Genomic DNA, 16,370 nt, shown 5'->3' with positions numbered 1-16,370 from the left:
CCACCGACGCGGCCTTGCCCTAAAACGCGCGCAATCTCGGCCACCTTGAGAACAGGACAGACGATGCAAGAGCCCGCCATCACACCGGATCTGATTGCCGCCCACGGATTGAAGCCCGAAGAATACGACATGATCCTTGAGATCATCGGGCGCGAACCGACCTTCACAGAACTGGGCATTTTTTCCGCCATGTGGAATGAGCACTGCTCTTACAAATCCTCGAAGAAATGGCTCCGCACCTTGCCGACCTCTGGCCCTCAGGTAATCTGTGGGCCGGGTGAAAACGCCGGCGTTGTCGATATTGGGGATGGACAAGCCGTTGTTTTCAAGATGGAAAGCCACAATCACCCCTCGTACATCGAACCTTATCAGGGTGCCGCGACCGGTGTCGGGGGTATTCTGCGCGATGTGTTCACCATGGGCGCGCGTCCAATTGCTTCGATGAATGCCCTCTCGTTTGGTGAGCCTGACCATCACAAGACACGCCAGCTCGTCAATGGCGTGGTCGAAGGCATCGGTGGGTATGGCAATTGCTTCGGCGTGCCTTGCGTTGGCGGTGAGGTGCGATTCCATCCCGCATACAACGGCAACTGCCTTGTGAATGCCTTTGCCGCAGGTCTGGCTGACAGTGACAAGATTTTCTATTCGGCAGCGTCCGGCGTCGGTATGCCGGTGGTTTACCTGGGCGCCAAAACCGGTCGCGATGGCGTGGGCGGAGCAACGATGGCATCGGCTGAATTCGACGACACGATTGAAGAAAAGCGCCCGACCGTACAGGTTGGCGACCCGTTCACTGAAAAACGCCTGATGGAAGCCACACTAGAGCTGATGCAGACCGGCGCCGTGATTTCGATTCAGGACATGGGCGCCGCTGGCCTGACCTGTTCTGCTGTTGAAATGGGCGACAAGGGTGGTCTGGGTGTTCGTCTTGATCTGGAGAATGTACCCCAGCGCGAAGAGAACATGACAGCGTACGAGATGATGCTGTCGGAATCGCAGGAACGCATGCTCATGGTGCTGAAGCCCGAGCTTGAAGCCGAGGCTCGCGCTGTCTTCGAAAAATGGGATCTGGATTTCGCCATAGTTGGCGAAACCATTGCCGAAGACCGCTTTTTGATTGTCCACAACGGAGAAGTCAAAGCGGATCTTGTCCTGTCTAAGCTGTCCTCCACCGCGCCGGAATATGACCGCCCGTGGGTTCCGACACCGGCGGCTGAGGAGCTGGCCGAAGTGCCTCAGATCGACCCAATTGATGGCCTGCGCGCCCTGCTCTCTTCCCCCAACTATGCTAGCAAACAGTGGGTGTACGAACAGTATGATACGATGGTCATGGCCGACACTGCCCGCACGCCCGGTTTGGGTGCTGGCATGGTCCGCGTTCACGGAACCGACAAGGCGTTGGCTTTCACTAGCGACGTGACCCCGCGCTATGTTCGGGCAAACCCGGTTGAGGGTGGCAAACAGGCGGTGGCCGAAGCCTATCGAAACCTGACTGCCGTTGGGGCCAAACCGCTGGCGACCACCGATAACCTGAACTTCGGCAATCCTGAAAAGCCCGAAATCATGGGTCAGTTCGTCGGTGCGATCAAGGGGATCGGCGAGGCCGTCGCAGCACTGGATATGCCAATCGTTTCGGGCAATGTCTCGCTCTACAACGAAACTGACGGTCAGGCGATCCTGCCGACACCAACCATCGGCGCAGTAGGTTTGTTGCACCATACGGATGAGATTATCGGCGCCGAAGTCCGCGAAGGGCACGTCGCGCTGGTAATCGGAGATACTCACGGCCATCTTGGTCAATCCGCCCTGCTTGCTGAGGTGTTCAACCGCGAAGACGGGGATGCTCCGCATGTTGATCTGGACGCTGAAAAGCGCAATGGCGACTTTGTCCGTGAAAACCGCAAGTTGATCAAAGCATGTACTGATCTTGGCGATGGCGGCCTTGCCCTGGCGGCGTTTGAACTGGCCGAAGCTACCGGTGTCGGCATCCATCTGGACGAGGCGTCGACCGAGTTCCTGTTTGGCGAAGATCAGGCCCGCTATCTGGTCGCCTGTAATTTTGATCAGGCAGAGGCTTTGATGATCGCAGCAGGTCAGGCCGGTGTCCCGCTGGTGTCTGTTGGACGCTTCACTGGTGACACTGTCAAGATCGGGAACTCCGAAGCTCCGCTGACCGACCTTGCGGATACCTTCCGCAGCAGTTTTGCCGCAGCCGTAGCATAAGATCACATCGCAACCGCATCACGAAATCTGCGCACCAATTGCGTGGGTTTTGTGATTTTTAGCCCTCCATCACACCCTTGCGCGCCTCGACCGGGCGCTCTACATCTTGGGAAAGACTTTCAGGAGTTACCTACATGCCGATGAGCGCCCACGAAATCGAACACCTGCTGCGCGAAGCCTTCCCTGATGCTGAGATTCAGGTCGGCGGGCATGACGGTGTTCATATGTCTGCCATGGTGGTGGATGAAAGCTTTCGCGGCAAAAACCGGGTTCAGCAACAGCGTGCAGTCTATGCCGCCTTGAAGGGAAAAATGGATGGCCCGGACGGGGAGTTACATGCGCTGGCACTGACTACGAAAGCGCCAGAATAGTATGGAACTTGGACTAGGCACCGCGCGATCGGCTTCGAAGTCGCTATTGCCAAAACCGCGCTGTTAAATTGGAGCCGATCTAAAAATGATCCCAAGTCCAAGCAAGGTTCCCTTTCTGAAATTGGATGACGCACACTACAAGCAAACATTGACCTTGGCGGGTCCGAAGGTGGGCACTTCACTTACTAAAGTGACTCAGAGTCCCGCAAGATAATGCCAAAGCGATGATGCCTAAGAGCAAAGGAAACGCGAAATGACTGATGTGAAGACCCAAATTGACGATACGGTCAAAGCCAACGATGTCGTGCTGTATATGAAAGGCACGAAAGAGATGCCTCAATGCGGGTTCTCGTCGCGCGTGGCAGGTGTTTTGAACTACATGGGTGTCGAATACACCGACGTAAACGTGCTTGCCGATGAGAATATTCGCCAGGGTATCAAAGACTATTCCGATTGGCCGACCGTTCCCCAGCTTTATGTAAAGGGCGAATTCGTAGGAGGCTGCGACATCATCACCGAGATGACCTTGTCTGGTGAGCTGGACACGCTGTTTGACGATAACGGTGTTGGCTACAACAAGGACGCAGCCGACAAGATCCGCGAAGCGAACGCCTGATCAGCGGCTTTCACAGCCTTCCAAAACAACCTGTTCACTGGCGGCATCTGAACCTGTCGCCAGAAAACTGACGGTCGCGTCCCAGCCCTTCGACCGCAAAATGTATGTGCCAACGCTGCCATCTGATTGATAGCGGATGCCCGAGCCGCTCGGGACTTGACGCAGAGTGACCAACTGATTGTCCACCACCATCGCCGCTGCACTCGACCCGTCCGTCGTGTTGAAATAGGCAACTTTTAGTTCGACACCGTTCTGACAGGTGAACGTGACCGGCAGAATATCGATGTCAGCCGATGCCACCGTTGGCGGCAAAGCGAACAGCGCAACAACAACCGCCGGTTTCAGTGCGCTCATCCGCCGGACCTCTCCTCGATCACCGATGCAATCGCCTCCGCCCGAGCGGCAACTTCGGCCAGCGTATCCGTTACCGATGGTGGCACCACGGCCACCTCGAACCGCTCTGGTTCTGGTTGCGGCATGTTCTTTACAGCTTGCAATTCGGCCTCGACCTCAGCCAGCTTGGCCTCAAGCGCTTTGATCCTGTCATCCGTCCCGGCGACTTTATCGGCCAGCATCAGACCTGCCATCAGCAGCATGCGCGATTCAGGCATACGCCCGATCTGATCGGACAAGATCTGCGCCTCATCATCCAGCATCTTGGCTGCAGAATACAGGAACGCCTCTTCACCTTCCTGGCACGAGACGTCAAAGCCGCGCCCACCAATTTGAATGGTCACCTCGGGCATTATTCAACCTCTCCTTCCGCCAGTTTCGCTTTGGACAGCAATGGTTCAAGCCGGGCAAGAACCGCGTGTGCTTCGGCCGCATCCGTCGCCTGCGCGGCGCGGGTTGCCTCAAGCTCAGCAACCGTTGCACGGTTTAGCAGATCAGCATCCGGCACGCCGTCTTCGGCGGCTGCCCGCAACTCGTCAATCGACCGTCGTAGCTGTTCGTTCGCCTTGCGCATCCGCTGCAAATCGTCATCCAGCCGCGACATCGCTGCGCCGTGGCTTGACCGCTCGGCGCGCAGCATATCCAATTCGGCGCTCAGCTCAGTCACGCGCACACTGTCTGCCAATTCGGCCCGTAGACGCGCGTTCTCTGCCTTCGTCTCCTGAGCCGAGGCGGCAACGGCTTTCAACTGCTCATTCTCGGTTTTCAAAGCCTCAAGCTCATCTTGGTTTTCAAGCGCCGCCTTGGCCTCAGCAAGTTCGGCGCGCGCGGCTTCGACTGCAGCGAGTTTTGTATGCGCTTCAGCCAGTTGTTCTCGCAACGCGGCGCTCTCAGGGTCGTCCGCCGGCGTCGTTCGCAGGCTTTCTAGTTCTGCGCGCATCGCGTCAGCTTCCTGCTCATGGCGTTCTTTCAGAACTTTTAGCCGCTCTTCCAGTTGCGCATTGGCAACGCGCTCATCCTCCAGCGCTGCGCGAAGGACGTCATCGCCGCCACTGTCAGCCGGAGCCGTATCCAGCGAAGCATCTAATAACGTGTCGACGCCGGTCCCGATCCGATCCATCGCGGCAACGATACGGCGCTGTAATTCTTCGATCTGGCTCATGCCCCTGCCACCTCTTACCCAAGGTTCGTTTCTATTGCGGGTTTATCCGAATCATTTTCGGCCGCAACTTGCCCTAGTGTATCCTAACGGTACTGAAAATACCCACTGTTTGCTTTCAACGACTTGGGCTGTTTTCTTGAACCATACTGTCATTAAAACGCGGGGTTCTGCTTGCACTTTGGGGGGTGAATGGTATTCAGCGGCCCATCTGCCTGTAATCCAAAGGAACAACGCCCGTGGACCTGACTGCGCTGCGCAATGCAAATCCTGAACACTGGGACAAAGCTGCGGCCATCCGCACCCTGACCCTTGACGCCGTCGCTGCTGCCAATTCCGGCCATTCTGGTATGCCAATGGGCATGGCCGACGTAGCGACCGTACTGTTCGAAAAGCACCTGAAGTTCGACGCCTCTGCCCCGAACTGGCCCGACCGCGACCGGTTTATTCTGTCGGCGGGCCACGGCTCAATGCTGGTTTATTCGCTGCTATATCTGACAGGTCATGCGGATGTGACACTGGAAGAGATCAAGAATTTCAGGCAGTTGGGTGCAAAGACTGCGGGCCATCCTGAAAACTTCCTGATCAACGGCATTGAAACCACAACCGGACCGCTGGGCCAGGGCATTGCGAATGCTGTCGGTTTTGCAATGGCTGAGGAAATCCAGCGCGCGCATTACGGCAAAAAGGTCGTCGACCACTACACCTACGTGATCGCTGGCGACGGCTGCCTTATGGAAGGCGTCAGCCAAGAGGCCATCACCCTGGCCGGTCGACACGAGCTGAGCAAGCTGATCGTCTTTTGGGACAACAACAACATCACTATCGACGGCACAGTAGATATCGCTGATCGCACCGATCAGGTGCGCCGTTTCACGGCCTCGGGTTGGCATGTGATTGAGATCGACGGTCATGATCCGAAAGCGATCGATGCGGCCATCGTGCAGGCCAAAAAATCGAACAAACCAACAATGATCGCGTGTGAAACCCACATAGCTCTGGGTCACGCGGCACAGGACACGTCGAAAGGCCATGGCGCCCTGACCGACAAGGACCAGTTGAAAGCGGCTAAAGATGGCTATGGCTGGCCGCATGGCCCGTTCGAAATTCCTGCCTCGGTCAAGTCCGCATGGGAGTCCATCGGTGCCCGTGGTGCAACCGAGCGGGCAGCATGGGAAGAGCGGTTCGCCGAGCTGTCTGAACGTAAGCAGGCGGAATTCAACCGCGCATACGCGTTCGAAGCGCCCAAAAAGCTCGCCGGAGCGATCCGCGCATTCAAAAAGCAGTTGTCGGAAGAGCAGCCGAAACTGGCCACGCGCGCCTCGTCCGAGAAGGTTCTGAATGTTGTGAACCCGATCATGACCGAGACCGTAGGCGGCTCGGCCGACCTGACCGGTTCGAACAACACCAAATCCGCAGACATGGGCGTATTCCTGCCGGAGAATCGCAAGGGTCGCTACATCCACTACGGTATCCGCGAACACGGCATGGCCGCTGCAATGAACGGCATGGCCTTGCACGGTGGTATCCGTCCCTATGGTGGAACGTTCATGGCGTTCACCGACTATGCGCGCCCGGCGATGCGCTTGTCGGCACTTATGAAGATCCCGTCGGTTTTCGTGATGACCCATGACTCGATTGGCCTAGGTGAAGATGGCCCGACCCACCAACCGGTCGAACATCTGGCCATCTCGCGTGCAACGCCGAACACCTATGTGTTCCGCCCCGCGGATACCATTGAAACCGCCGAAGCCTGGGAATTGGCACTGAGCTTCAAGAACAGCCCCTCGGTCCTGTCACTGACGCGTCAGGGTGTGCCGACCGTGCGCACCCAGCACAAGACCAAGAACATGGTTGCGCAAGGCGCTTACGTGCTGGCAGAAGCGGAAGCCAAGCGTCAGGCCATCCTGATCGCCACGGGCTCTGAGGTTTCGCTGGCGATGGAAGCCAAAGCGATGCTTGAAGCCGAAGGTATCGGCACCCGCGTCGTCTCCATGCCCTGCATGGAACTGTTCGCCGAGCAAGACGAAGCCTACCGCAAACGCGTTCTGCCAGCAGGCCCTGTGCGAGTGGGCATCGAAGCCGCTGTTCGCGCCGGTGGCTGGGACCGTTGGCTGCTGGGTGAGCGTGGCCGTGAAGCAAAAGCCGGGTTTATCGGCATGTCGAGCTTTGGTGCTTCAGCCCCTGCAGGTGAACTGTACAAGCATTTCGGCATAACGGCCGAGGCAACAGTGGCCAAGGTCAAGGACTTGCTTGGGCTTTAAGCCCGTTCAGAAAACAAGCAAAGGGCGGCATTGGTCGCCCTATTGATTTGGAACCTAGTGCGCTTTGGGTGTCTTGGACAGCATCGGTCCGATTACCTTGGTTGCTACCGGGATCAAGACAAATCCCCACGCCAAACCAAACACGCCATCCATTGTGGCCTTTGATATCCACTCAACTGCCCCGACCCATTGTTCCGAGACCGAGTGTCCAATGGCGTAGGCCCAGTCATGAATGTGGTGCCCAAGCCAGGTAAAGCCTAGAACCTCCATCCCGTGGATGATGATCGACCCACCGACCCACAGCATTGCCGCCGTGCCGACAATCGAAAGGGTCTTCATTACGCTCGGCATCGCCCTGACTAAACCGCGCCCGAACCCCTTCCCGACAGGCGTCAGGGCATTCTGGGCCAAGTATAGCCCGACATCATCCATCTTAACGATCAGCGCTACCGATCCATAAACGGCAATCGTCACGCCAAGCCCAACAACTGCCAAGGTAGCCGCTTGCATCAAAAGGTTCGGTGCCTCAATGGCGGCAAGAGCGATAGTCATGATTTCCGCGGACAGAATGAAATCGGTCTTGATTGCACCTTTGACCTTTTGTTCCTCAAGATGGCCCGGATCCTTCACGCTCATGTCTTCTTCGATTGCCTGACTGCCGTGCGGGAAAAGGACATGGAATATCTTTTCTGCCCCCTCGAAACACAAATACGAGCCTCCAATCATCAGCAGTGGCGTAATCAGCCAAGGGGCAAAATTTGCCAGCAACAGCGCTACCGGCAGCAGCAGAACGATTTTGTTGAACACCGACCCGCGGGCGATGCGCCAGATGATTGGTAGTTCGCGCGCTGGCGCAAAACCTTGCACGTATTTCGGCGTGACCGCCGCATCGTCGATGATGACCCCAGCCGTTTTTGTGCCTGCCTTGCCCGCCGCTGCAACCACGTCGTCCACCGAAGCTGCCGCCACTTTGGCAATGCCCGCCACGTCATCCAATAGGGCCAGTAGACCGCTCATCGCGCATCCTTTCGTTTCACCTGCCGCACCCGGACCCTACCCGATCTCACAGCTAGCGCAAGCGTTAGCGCAATCGCGTGAGGTTTGCGCTAACACCTTAAAAATATGCCGTTTTTAGTCTTTTGGGATTCAGAAATCACCGCTATATGGCCTGCAACGCAAGCGCATTTGGAGACGTCACATGACCATCAAGGTCGGGATCAACGGATTTGGCCGCATCGGCCGCTGCACCCTGTCGCACATCGCCGCGTCAGGACGTAACGACATCGAAGTGATCAAGGTCAACGCAACCGGCCCGCTGGAAACCTCGGCGCATCTTTTGAAATACGACAGCATCCACGGTCGCTTTCCGCGCGACATCGCCGTCAACGGCAATACGATGGATCTGGGGCGCGGCCCGATGGAGATGTTTTCGACCTACGACATGGCTGAATTGGACTGGGAGGGCTGCGACGTTGTTCTGGAATGCACGGGCAAGTTCAATGACGGCAACAAGGCGAAAACCCATCTAGAGCGCGGTGCAGCCAAGGTTCTGCTGTCGGCGCCCGGAAAGAATGTCGAAAAAACCATCGTGTTTGGCGTGAACCACAACACTCTGACCGCGAACGATAATATGGTTTCGAACGGTTCCTGCACCACGAACTGCCTTGCTCCGCTTGCCAAGGTTCTGGATGAAGGTATCGGCATCGAGAACGGTATAATGACGACAATCCACGCCTACACGGGAGACCAGCCGACCCTGGACCGTCGCCACAGCGATCTGTACCGCGCCCGTGCGGCCGCTATGTCGATGATCCCGACCTCGACGGGCGCTGCGAAGGCTTTGGGCGAGGTTCTGCCCAATCTGAAAGGTCGTTTGGACGGCTCAGCCATCCGTGTGCCAACCCCGAATGTGTCGGCGGTGGACCTGACCTTCCGCGCTGCGCGCGATGTAACGGTTGACGAGGTCAACGAAATCGTGCGCCACGCCGCACAAGGCCCGATGCAGCGTGTATTGGGTTATGAACCTGCCCCGCTGGTTTCGACAGACTTTAACCATACCGAGGAAAGCTCGATCTTTGCGCCGGATCAAACGCGTGTTGTCGACAAACGCATGGTACGCGTTCTGGCGTGGTATGACAACGAATGGGGTTTTTCGGTTCGTATGGCCGATGTCGCCGTCGCGATGGGTCGGCTTAACTAACAGCGATTTGATTTCTTGAACCTTTTTGCCCGCTCAGGTTATCTGGGCGGGCATTTTCGTTTGGGGCCGCAATGACCAACCAAATCGCTATCTGGCTTGGCCTTTTGATTCTTGGTGGAATTATTTTAGACTTATCCATCTTTGGACCCGAGCATCTGGTCTTCCTTGGCAAGAAGCTTTTTGCCTTTTTGGACTGGCTCGCATTCTGGCGCTGATAGATGTTTTACTTGACATTTCTGCCCATCTGGATTTGTTAGCGCTAACTCGTCAACAACCGATATTCGGACGGAGCAGAACATGACATTAAAGCTGGCAATCAACGGATTTGGACGGATCGGACGCGGAGTTCTTCGCGCAGTGATGGAGAACAAGCGTACTGATCTGGAAGTCGTCGCCATCAACGACCTTGGCAAACCCGAAATGAACGCACACCTGTTTGAGTTTGACAGCGTTCATGGCCGTTACCCTCATAAGGTTACGCTGACCGAGGCGGGTTTGGACGTTGGCGCCGGCCCGATCCGTCTGACCAGCGAACGCGACCCCGAAGCGCTGAATTGGTCGGATGTAGATGTCGTTCTGGAATGCACCGGCGTGTTTCGCACGCGTGAAGCTGCGGAACGCCACCTGAAAAACGGCGCGAAAAAGGTTTTGATCTCGGCACCTGCACGCGGAGATGCCGCAGTAAAAACGATTGTTTTTGGTGTGAACGATCACGAGCTGACGGCCGAAGACACCGTCGTTTCAAATGCGTCCTGCACAACCAACTGCTTGTCACCTGTCGCAGCTGTTCTTGACGAGGGCCTTGGCATTGTACACGGCAACATGACAACCGTACACGCCTACACCGCCAGCCAGCCAGTTCATGACACAGTAGGCAAAGACCCTTATCTTTCCCGCGCGGCGGCCCTGTCGATGATTCCAACCACCACCGGCGCCGCTGCTGCAGTTGGTCTGGTTCTGCCACAACTGGTGGGTAAGCTGACGGGTCAGGCCATTCGCGTTCCCACACCGAACGTGTCAGTTGTTGATCTGGTGGCAGAGGTTTCGCGCCCGACCACGGATGAGGAGGTGAACGCGCTGTTCGTTGAGGCGGCTGCTAAAATCCCCGGTGTTCTGGCCGCCGAAAATCGCCCGCTGGTGTCGATTGATTTCAATCATGATTCACACAGCTCGACCGTGTCGCTGGCTGAAACCAAAGTCACCGATGGAACGCTGGTGCGTGTGTTGGCCTGGTACGACAATGAGTGGGGATTTGCGAACCGCATGCTGGACACAGCGGCCGCAATGGGTGCCCTAGCCTAATCTCTCTCGCAGGGCTTCATTAACCTGGGGCGTGACGAATTTCGACACGTCCCCGCCAAGACGAGCGATCTCTTTCACAAGTTTTGAGGCGATGGCCTGGTGCCGCGCCTCAGCCATCAAAAAGACAGTCTCGATCGAGTCATCCAGCGCCCGGTTCATGCCAACCATCTGGAATTCATACTCGAAATCCGCCACGGCCCGCAGCCCGCGTACGATAATTTGAGCGCCCACATCACGGGCGCAATCGATCAGCAGGTTTTCAAATGGGTGGGCAATAATCTCGGTTCCGGTCTGCTGCGAAAGATACGCGCATTCTGCCTCGATCATGGCCACACGTTCCTCCAATGAGAACAACGGCCCTTTATCGCGGTTAATGGCGACACCGATAACCAGTTTGTCCACCAAGGCCGAGGCGCGGCGAATGATATCTATATGGCCCAGAGTAATCGGGTCAAATGTTCCTGGGTACAGAGCAACCCGCATCGCACTCTCCTGCGTCCTGGAAATTACGCGTCAGCAAACACAACTTTGCTGACAGCGCAAGAGGTCGCAAAGAAACCGGGCCTGTTAGTGCCCCATAATCATGCCCTGAAGGGCGTCTTTTTCCATAGCCAGCTCGGTCAGTTGCGCTTTGACTACGTCACCAATGGTTACGATGCCAATCAGCTTTCCTTCCTCGACAATTGGCATGTGGCGAAAACGGCCTTCGGTCATGCGGGTCATAATGTCCTGCACGCTTTCTTGTTGCGTAGCAGTCATCAACTCGCGCGTCATGTAAGATTCGACCGGTTGGTTCAGACACCCGCTGCCGCTGGCGGCCAATTCGCGCACGATATCTCTTTCGGACAGGATGCCGATGGCTGTTTTGCCTTCATCCTCTGACACGACAACTGTACCGATCCGTTTTTGGGCCAGAATCTTAGCGGCCTCAGAAACCGTCGCTGTCGGGGCAACCGTAACCACCCCGTCCGTCGCCTTGGATGTAAGAATAGCCTGAACAAGCATATAAAAACCTCCGGAAAATAACGTACTATTTTCCAAAGCGTTGCCGGAATGGCCAACACTGTCAAGCGTCGGCTTCGGCTTCAAGTCGCGCAATCTCTTCCCGGATGCCCTGCATCAACGCGTCGGCAAAGCGGTTCAACCTTTCGTTGCGCTGATCCCCCTGATGCCGGACAAGGTAAAAACTTCGCGTCAAACTCACTTGATCCGTCAGGATTTTCCGCAGTGCCGGATGGAACGGCAAGGTAAAGTCGTGCGCCACACAGACACCGGTACCCAGCGAAACTTGTCGCAGCTGAACCGAAACCGAATTTGATGCAAGGGCGACACGGTCAATGCCTATGTCGCTGAGATAGTCCAGCTCTCGGTCAAAGATCATATCCGGGATGTACCCGATCAGGCGATGTTCTTTCAGGTCCTCGACTGACCGAATTGGATCGTGACGATCCAGGTAGTTTTGCGTTGCCACCAAATGCAGCCTGTAGTCGCTGATTTTCTTGATCAGTAACTTGCCAGCGGTCGGTGCACTAACGGTGACAGCCATGTCCGCCTCTCGTCGGGAGAGGTTGATGATTCGCGGCAGGGCGAGGATTTGGATATCCAGATCCGGGTTGGCATCGCTGATTTTCGCGCAAACCTGAGGTAGTAAGTAGTTCGCGCTGCCGTCCGGGGCGCCGATCCGTATCTGACCACTAAGTGATTTGGCAGAACCTGCAACGGCCCCCGCCGCCGCGCGCATCGCTTCTTCCGCATGCAAGCCGTGATCCAGTAGACGTTCACCCGAGGCGGTCAACACGTATCCCTGCTGTGACTTCGTAAATAAAGTTGTGTCCAAAGATGCCTCAAGCCGGGCAATCCGCCGCCCGACCGTGGCCGGGTCTATCTTTAGAATACGCCCTGCGGAAGACAGGCTTTCCTCGCGTGCGACAGCCAGAAAAATCCGCATGTCATCCCAATTCGGAGTCATGGTTGTCCTTTTTGCATTTTTGCAAAGCAATTTTGAAAGATTGCCTCTGTTCGCACGATTTATGCAAGCCTATTCTGGGCGCAAATTATCGGAGGAGTTTTCGATGCAAGACCTGACACATTTCCTGAATGGCGAATACGTCGCTGGCACCTCGGGCCGGTTCGACGACGTCTTCAACCCTGCCACGGGTGAAGTACAATATAAATGTCCGATGGCAAGCGCGGCTGAAACCACCGCGGCGATTGAACAGGCGGCGATCGCACAGCCCGCATGGGGCGCGACCAATCCGCAGAAACGCGCGCGCGTCATGATGGCGATGGTCAACCTGATGAACCGCGACATGGACAAGCTGGCCGAAGCGTTAAGCCGCGAGCATGGCAAAACCCTGCCGGATGCAAAAGGCGATTTGCAGCGTGGGTTGGAAGTGATCGAATACTGCATCGGTGCGCCTCAGATGCTGAAGGGAGAGTTCACTGACAGCGCGGGCCCTGGTATCGATATGTATTCGATGCGTCAGCCTCTGGGTGTCGTTGCTTCGATCATGCCGTTCAACTTTCCCGCCATGATGCCATTGTGGCACGTGGGTCCGGCATTGGCCTGTGGTAACGCGGTTGTCCTGAAACCGTCTGAACGTGATCCCTCGGTTCCGCTGATGTTGGCTGAATTGTTCGTCGAAGCTGGCCTACCAAAAGGTGTCTTCCAAGTCGTAAATGGCGACAAAGAGGCCGTGGATACCTTGCTGGACAGCGAGATCATTCAAGGCGTTTCCTTTGTCGGTTCAACGCCGATCGCGCAGTACATCTATTCCCGCGCAACGGCGAACGGTAAGCGCGCGCAGTGTTTCGGTGGCGCAAAGAACCACATGATTGTCATGCCGGATGCAGACATGGATCAGGCCGCTGACGCTTTGGTCGGTGCTGGGTTCGGTGCTGCGGGCGAACGCTGCATGGCCGTATCCGTCGCTGTGCCCGTGGGCGAGGAAACAGCAGATGCACTGATTGAAAAGCTGGTGCCGCGGATCGAAAAGCTGAATGTTGCCCCCTACACCGCCGGCGATGACGTTGACATGGGTCCCGTTGTGACCAAGGCCGCGAAAGAGCGTATTCTCGGGCTGATCAACTCGGGCGTCGAGCAAGGTGCAAAACTGGTAGTCGATAACCGCAATTTCAGCTTGCAAGGGTATGAGGACGGCTTCTTTGTCGGACCCCATTTGTTCGACCACGTGACACCGGATATGGACATCTACAAACAGGAGATCTTTGGCCCTGTCCTCAGCACCGTCCGCGCCGGATCGTATGAAGAAGCGCTGAAACTGGCCATGGATCACGAGTATGGCAACGGAACAGCGATCTTTACCCGCGATGGTGACACTGCGCGCGATTTCGCCAGCCGTGTAAATATTGGTATGGTCGGTATCAACGTTCCGATCCCAGTGCCGTTGGCCTATCACACTTTCGGCGGCTGGAAAAAATCCATGTTTGGCGATCTGAACCAGCACGGACCGGATAGTTTCAAGTTCTACACGCGCACGAAAACGGTCACATCTCGGTGGCCCTCGGGCATCAAGGAAGGTGGCGAATTTAATTTCAAAGCGATGGACTGATTCAGGCGCTTAGCACAAAAGATAAACCCGGCCTTAAAACGGTCGGGTTTATTTTTGGAGATCAGCCCTAAAACAAGCAGATTCACAAAAATTTCAGACTGCGAACTCTGGAAAATCGATGCGATAACTTATATTTTACCGAGTTATTAACACTTGAGCAGTTCCTAGACCGGAGGCCAATTTGTCAAACCATCGAATGACTCGCCGCTCTGCTTTGTTGGGCGCTGCATCTCTTGTTGCAACGCCCGCAATTGTGCGTGCACAAAGCACCGATGCATTTCCGCAGAGTGAAGAAGCTATTAGTACGCAGTTACCTGTGCGTCGAAACGTATCCTCGTTCTCCCATCAGAACTGGCAGGATCACTTCAGCGAGATTGGCGTCGGTTGCTTGCTGGCAGATATCACAAGCCGCGCGGTGCATTACTGGGGTTCGGACGGGACATACAAGTTGTATCCCAGTTCAGTGCCAATGAGTGAAGAACTGACAAAGCGCGGCTATACCAAAGTTGTGCGCAAGACAGAATACCCAAGCTGGACTCCAACTGCGTCCATGCGCGAACGTGATCCATCCCTGCCCGTTCGCATGGAAGGAGGCGAGCCTGGAAACCCACTGGGTACACGCGCGATGTATCTGGACTGGCCTGCTTACCTTGTGCATGGAACCCATGACACGCGTAAGATCGGTCGCCAAAGCTCTTCTGGATGCATAGGCCTGTATAATCAGCATGTTGAGGAGTTGTATCCTCTGGTGCAGATCGGAACTCAGGTCAGATTGGTCTGACAGAAAAAGCCCCGGCCAAATGGACCGGGGCTTTTTGTTTCGGCAGGAATTACTCTGGCAGGATCACAGCGTCGACCACGTGGATCACACCGTTGCTGGCCTCAATGTCGGCTTGTACCACTTCGGCGTCATTGACCTTGACGCCGCGCTTCGCATTAACGCTCAGACGGTCGCCCTGCACTGTAAGAACCTTTGCGCGCTTACCTGCGATGTCGCTCGACATCACTTTGGCCGGAACGACGTGATATGTCAGGATTTCAACTAATTGATCCTTGTTCTCGGGCAAAAGCAACGTTTCTACCGTGCCCTCAGGCAGCGCGGCGAATGCTTCGTCCGTTGGGGCGAATACGGTAAACGGGCCATCCCCCTTCAGCGTATCAACCAGACCGGCAGCCTGAACAGCAGCGACCAAAGTATTGAACGACCCGGCCGATACGGCGGTATCCACGATATCAGCGTCTTGGGCCTGTGCAGGCAGTGCAAGGGCAAGTGCGGCTGCGGCACCCATGAATGTGCGACGGAACATTGCTGTTGTCTCCTTTCCAGCTTGTTACAGAAGGGAGTACGGGAATTTTGCCGCAGTGGATCACTAATTGATCAATTTTCCTTTACCTGAAACCAGAGACTCTGCGCGCGACCTTCGTTGAGGAACGGCAAAGCCTTGGCAGCATCGGGCCGGTTTTGTTGCAGATAATATCCCGGCCACAGCATTGAATAGAAATCGGATTGCAACAAGGCGTGCAGAACATACTGCTCGCCCCACCCTGGACAATCATAGAAGAAACGCTTGGGGTATTCGTAGGGCAGGAAAACATCGTGGACATGGACAACGACACCCGGTTTCAACGATGGAATGATGCGGCAGAAAAGATGCGCAACATCGTTGCTGATCCGAACCACGTGGCTGGAGTCAATGAACAGCACGTCGCCTGCCTCAAGCTGTTCGAATACGGCCGGATCAACGTCCTCTAGCCGTTTTTGTTCGAATTGATCGACGACATGGGCGATATCAGCCCGTGGATGAGGATCAATCGCAGTAATCTTGGTGTCTAGCGCACCGTCAATAATCGCCTGCCGGGTCACACGGGTTGAGTTGCCACAGCCAACCTCGATCACCCGTTTAGGTTCAAACCGACGTATCATAAGATACAGCGCGTCAGAATCCGGACTGTCGTAGTACCCGTTTCCCGGACGATAGCCTGTCTGATTTCGCGCAGGGTCTTTAAGCGCCGTCAATGCATCAGAATGGCGCGTATACTCAGCAACGATCTGGCTGATATCAAACCCCTCCATCCCCGGCGACAGGGCATAGGCCGGGCGAGTCAATCCGCCCGCTTTCTCAAACGCCTCAAGCCTAGCGCGTTCTTCCCGCTCAACGGCATTGTCAACCAGCTTAACCCCCAGTTCATCAAGGGCGTCGTTGATCTTGGGAAATTTTCTGGGTTTCACGGGCGGCTCCACTTTTCAGTACGCCTTTTCCTTACCGTTG

18 protein-coding genes are annotated in these 16,370 nt (G+C 55.9%); 9 read left to right on the top strand and 9 right to left on the bottom strand.

Going from position 1 to position 16,370, the window contains the following annotated elements:
* The first annotated feature begins 63 nt into the window (after positions 1 to 63).
* From purL to grxD, 3 genes are all read left to right on the top strand, one after another.
* Complete coding sequence (gene purL, locus AC2FIT_RS07095; RefSeq protein ID WP_496827998.1) at positions 64 to 2,223, top strand: phosphoribosylformylglycinamidine synthase subunit PurL; 2,160 nt, start codon at positions 64 to 66, stop codon at positions 2,221 to 2,223.
* 134 nt (positions 2,224 to 2,357) lie between these two features.
* A complete protein-coding gene (locus AC2FIT_RS07090; RefSeq protein ID WP_068331068.1) occupies positions 2,358 to 2,594 on the top strand; it encodes a BolA/IbaG family iron-sulfur metabolism protein in 237 nt (78 codons plus the stop codon).
* A gap of 253 nt (positions 2,595 to 2,847) precedes the next feature.
* On the top strand, positions 2,848 to 3,210 hold the full coding sequence (grxD, locus tag AC2FIT_RS07085) for a Grx4 family monothiol glutaredoxin (RefSeq protein ID WP_224888881.1): 363 nt from the start codon (positions 2,848 to 2,850) through the stop codon (positions 3,208 to 3,210).
* Here grxD and AC2FIT_RS07080 read toward each other — a convergent pair whose 3' ends face one another.
* The 3 genes from AC2FIT_RS07080 to AC2FIT_RS07070 are packed head-to-tail and all read right to left on the bottom strand — an operon-like array spanning position 3,211 to position 4,765.
* A complete protein-coding gene (locus AC2FIT_RS07080; RefSeq protein ID WP_496827995.1) occupies positions 3,211 to 3,564 on the bottom strand; it encodes an MliC family protein in 354 nt (117 codons plus the stop codon). It abuts the gene before it with no gap.
* On the bottom strand, positions 3,561 to 3,956 hold the full coding sequence (locus AC2FIT_RS07075; protein WP_068331062.1) for a cell division protein ZapA: 396 nt from the start codon (positions 3,954 to 3,956) through the stop codon (positions 3,561 to 3,563). Before AC2FIT_RS07075 ends, AC2FIT_RS07080 begins: the two co-directional genes overlap by 4 nt.
* Entirely contained in the window at positions 3,956 to 4,765 is an 810-nt protein-coding gene (locus AC2FIT_RS07070) for a hypothetical protein (RefSeq protein WP_496827993.1), read from the bottom strand. The genes AC2FIT_RS07075 and AC2FIT_RS07070 overlap by 1 nt, the downstream gene beginning before the upstream one ends.
* 236 nt (positions 4,766 to 5,001) lie before the next feature.
* Here AC2FIT_RS07070 and tkt point away from each other — a divergent pair, with 236 nt between their 5' ends.
* Positions 5,002 to 7,026: a transketolase gene (tkt, locus tag AC2FIT_RS07065; protein ID WP_496827991.1), complete on the top strand. Its 2,025-nt coding sequence runs from the start codon at positions 5,002 to 5,004 to the stop codon at positions 7,024 to 7,026.
* A gap of 54 nt (positions 7,027 to 7,080) precedes the next feature.
* Here the strand turns inward: tkt and AC2FIT_RS07060 are convergent, their stop codons facing one another.
* Positions 7,081 to 8,043: a DUF808 domain-containing protein gene (locus tag AC2FIT_RS07060; protein ID WP_496827989.1), complete on the bottom strand. Its 963-nt coding sequence runs from the start codon at positions 8,041 to 8,043 to the stop codon at positions 7,081 to 7,083.
* Between the two features lie 181 nt (positions 8,044 to 8,224).
* Here AC2FIT_RS07060 and gap (AC2FIT_RS07055) point away from each other — a divergent pair, with 181 nt between their 5' ends.
* From gap (AC2FIT_RS07055) to gap (AC2FIT_RS07045), 3 genes are all read left to right on the top strand, one after another.
* Entirely contained in the window at positions 8,225 to 9,226 is a 1,002-nt protein-coding gene (gap, locus tag AC2FIT_RS07055; RefSeq protein ID WP_496827987.1) for a type I glyceraldehyde-3-phosphate dehydrogenase, read from the top strand.
* A 71-nt stretch (positions 9,227 to 9,297) separates the two neighbouring features.
* Positions 9,298 to 9,441, top strand: a complete 144-nt coding sequence (locus tag AC2FIT_RS07050; protein WP_496827985.1) for a hypothetical protein — start codon at positions 9,298 to 9,300, stop codon at positions 9,439 to 9,441.
* A gap of 82 nt (positions 9,442 to 9,523) precedes the next feature.
* Positions 9,524 to 10,528, top strand: a complete 1,005-nt coding sequence (gap, locus tag AC2FIT_RS07045; protein ID WP_496827983.1) for a type I glyceraldehyde-3-phosphate dehydrogenase — start codon at positions 9,524 to 9,526, stop codon at positions 10,526 to 10,528.
* Here gap (AC2FIT_RS07045) and coaD read toward each other — a convergent pair.
* The 3 genes from coaD to AC2FIT_RS07030 form a co-directional block, all read right to left on the bottom strand.
* Positions 10,520 to 11,011 (bottom strand): pantetheine-phosphate adenylyltransferase, encoded by a 492-nt coding sequence (coaD, locus tag AC2FIT_RS07040; protein ID WP_224888875.1) that lies wholly within the window; start codon positions 11,009 to 11,011, stop codon positions 10,520 to 10,522. The two genes, gap (AC2FIT_RS07045) and coaD, sit on opposite strands and share 9 nt — an antisense overlap.
* 84 nt (positions 11,012 to 11,095) lie before the next feature.
* Positions 11,096 to 11,533, bottom strand: coding sequence for a CBS domain-containing protein (locus AC2FIT_RS07035; RefSeq protein WP_496827981.1), 438 nt, complete (start codon positions 11,531 to 11,533; stop codon positions 11,096 to 11,098).
* Between the two features lie 61 nt (positions 11,534 to 11,594).
* Positions 11,595 to 12,497, bottom strand: coding sequence for a LysR family transcriptional regulator (locus tag AC2FIT_RS07030; protein WP_496827979.1), 903 nt, complete (start codon positions 12,495 to 12,497; stop codon positions 11,595 to 11,597).
* 103 nt (positions 12,498 to 12,600) lie between these two features.
* Between AC2FIT_RS07030 and AC2FIT_RS07025 the strand changes: the two genes are divergently transcribed.
* Both AC2FIT_RS07025 and AC2FIT_RS07020 read left to right on the top strand, forming a co-directional pair.
* Positions 12,601 to 14,100, top strand: a complete 1,500-nt coding sequence (locus AC2FIT_RS07025; protein WP_496827977.1) for a CoA-acylating methylmalonate-semialdehyde dehydrogenase — start codon at positions 12,601 to 12,603, stop codon at positions 14,098 to 14,100.
* A 196-nt stretch (positions 14,101 to 14,296) separates the two neighbouring features.
* Complete coding sequence (locus AC2FIT_RS07020; protein WP_496827975.1) at positions 14,297 to 14,881, top strand: L,D-transpeptidase; 585 nt, start codon at positions 14,297 to 14,299, stop codon at positions 14,879 to 14,881.
* A gap of 49 nt (positions 14,882 to 14,930) precedes the next feature.
* Here the strand turns inward: AC2FIT_RS07020 and AC2FIT_RS07015 are convergent, their stop codons facing one another.
* Together AC2FIT_RS07015 and AC2FIT_RS07010 are read right to left on the bottom strand one after the other, a co-directional pair.
* Positions 14,931 to 15,407 (bottom strand): fasciclin domain-containing protein, encoded by a 477-nt coding sequence (locus AC2FIT_RS07015; protein WP_496827973.1) that lies wholly within the window; start codon positions 15,405 to 15,407, stop codon positions 14,931 to 14,933.
* 71 nt (positions 15,408 to 15,478) lie between these two features.
* Positions 15,479 to 16,330, bottom strand: coding sequence for a class I SAM-dependent methyltransferase (locus tag AC2FIT_RS07010; protein WP_496827971.1), 852 nt, complete (start codon positions 16,328 to 16,330; stop codon positions 15,479 to 15,481).
* Between the last annotated feature and the right edge of the window lie 40 nt (positions 16,331 to 16,370).

This window comes from Ruegeria sp. YTSA135 (assembly GCF_059610165.1).
Note: the sequence above shows the minus strand (reverse complement) of the source record. Positions and strands in the feature narration are given on the sequence as shown.

Excerpts from the sequence above, each read along its gene's own strand:
- AC2FIT_RS07050 (WP_496827985.1), top strand. The coding sequence starts at position 9,298 with ATGACCAACCAAATCGCTATCTGGCTTGGCCTTTTGATTCTTGGTGGA.
- AC2FIT_RS07025 (WP_496827977.1), top strand. The coding sequence starts at position 12,601 with ATGCAAGACCTGACACATTTCCTGAATGGCGAATACGTCGCTGGCACC.
- AC2FIT_RS07070 (WP_496827993.1), bottom strand. The coding sequence starts at position 4,765 with ATGAGCCAGATCGAAGAATTACAGCGCCGTATCGTTGCCGCGATGGAT.
- AC2FIT_RS07020 (WP_496827975.1), top strand. The coding sequence starts at position 14,297 with ATGACTCGCCGCTCTGCTTTGTTGGGCGCTGCATCTCTTGTTGCAACG.
- AC2FIT_RS07090 (WP_068331068.1), top strand. The coding sequence starts at position 2,358 with ATGCCGATGAGCGCCCACGAAATCGAACACCTGCTGCGCGAAGCCTTC.
- coaD (WP_224888875.1), bottom strand. The coding sequence starts at position 11,011 with ATGCGGGTTGCTCTGTACCCAGGAACATTTGACCCGATTACTCTGGGC.
- grxD (WP_224888881.1), top strand. The coding sequence starts at position 2,848 with ATGACTGATGTGAAGACCCAAATTGACGATACGGTCAAAGCCAACGAT.
- AC2FIT_RS07080 (WP_496827995.1), bottom strand. The coding sequence starts at position 3,564 with ATGAGCGCACTGAAACCGGCGGTTGTTGTTGCGCTGTTCGCTTTGCCG.
- AC2FIT_RS07075 (WP_068331062.1), bottom strand. The coding sequence starts at position 3,956 with ATGCCCGAGGTGACCATTCAAATTGGTGGGCGCGGCTTTGACGTCTCG.
- AC2FIT_RS07015 (WP_496827973.1), bottom strand. The coding sequence starts at position 15,407 with ATGTTCCGTCGCACATTCATGGGTGCCGCAGCCGCACTTGCCCTTGCA.
- gap (WP_496827987.1), top strand. The coding sequence starts at position 8,225 with ATGACCATCAAGGTCGGGATCAACGGATTTGGCCGCATCGGCCGCTGC.
- AC2FIT_RS07030 (WP_496827979.1), bottom strand. The coding sequence starts at position 12,497 with ATGACTCCGAATTGGGATGACATGCGGATTTTTCTGGCTGTCGCACGC.
- purL (WP_496827998.1), top strand. The coding sequence starts at position 64 with ATGCAAGAGCCCGCCATCACACCGGATCTGATTGCCGCCCACGGATTG.
- AC2FIT_RS07060 (WP_496827989.1), bottom strand. The coding sequence starts at position 8,043 with ATGAGCGGTCTACTGGCCCTATTGGATGACGTGGCGGGCATTGCCAAA.
- gap (WP_496827983.1), top strand. The coding sequence starts at position 9,524 with ATGACATTAAAGCTGGCAATCAACGGATTTGGACGGATCGGACGCGGA.
- AC2FIT_RS07035 (WP_496827981.1), bottom strand. The coding sequence starts at position 11,533 with ATGCTTGTTCAGGCTATTCTTACATCCAAGGCGACGGACGGGGTGGTT.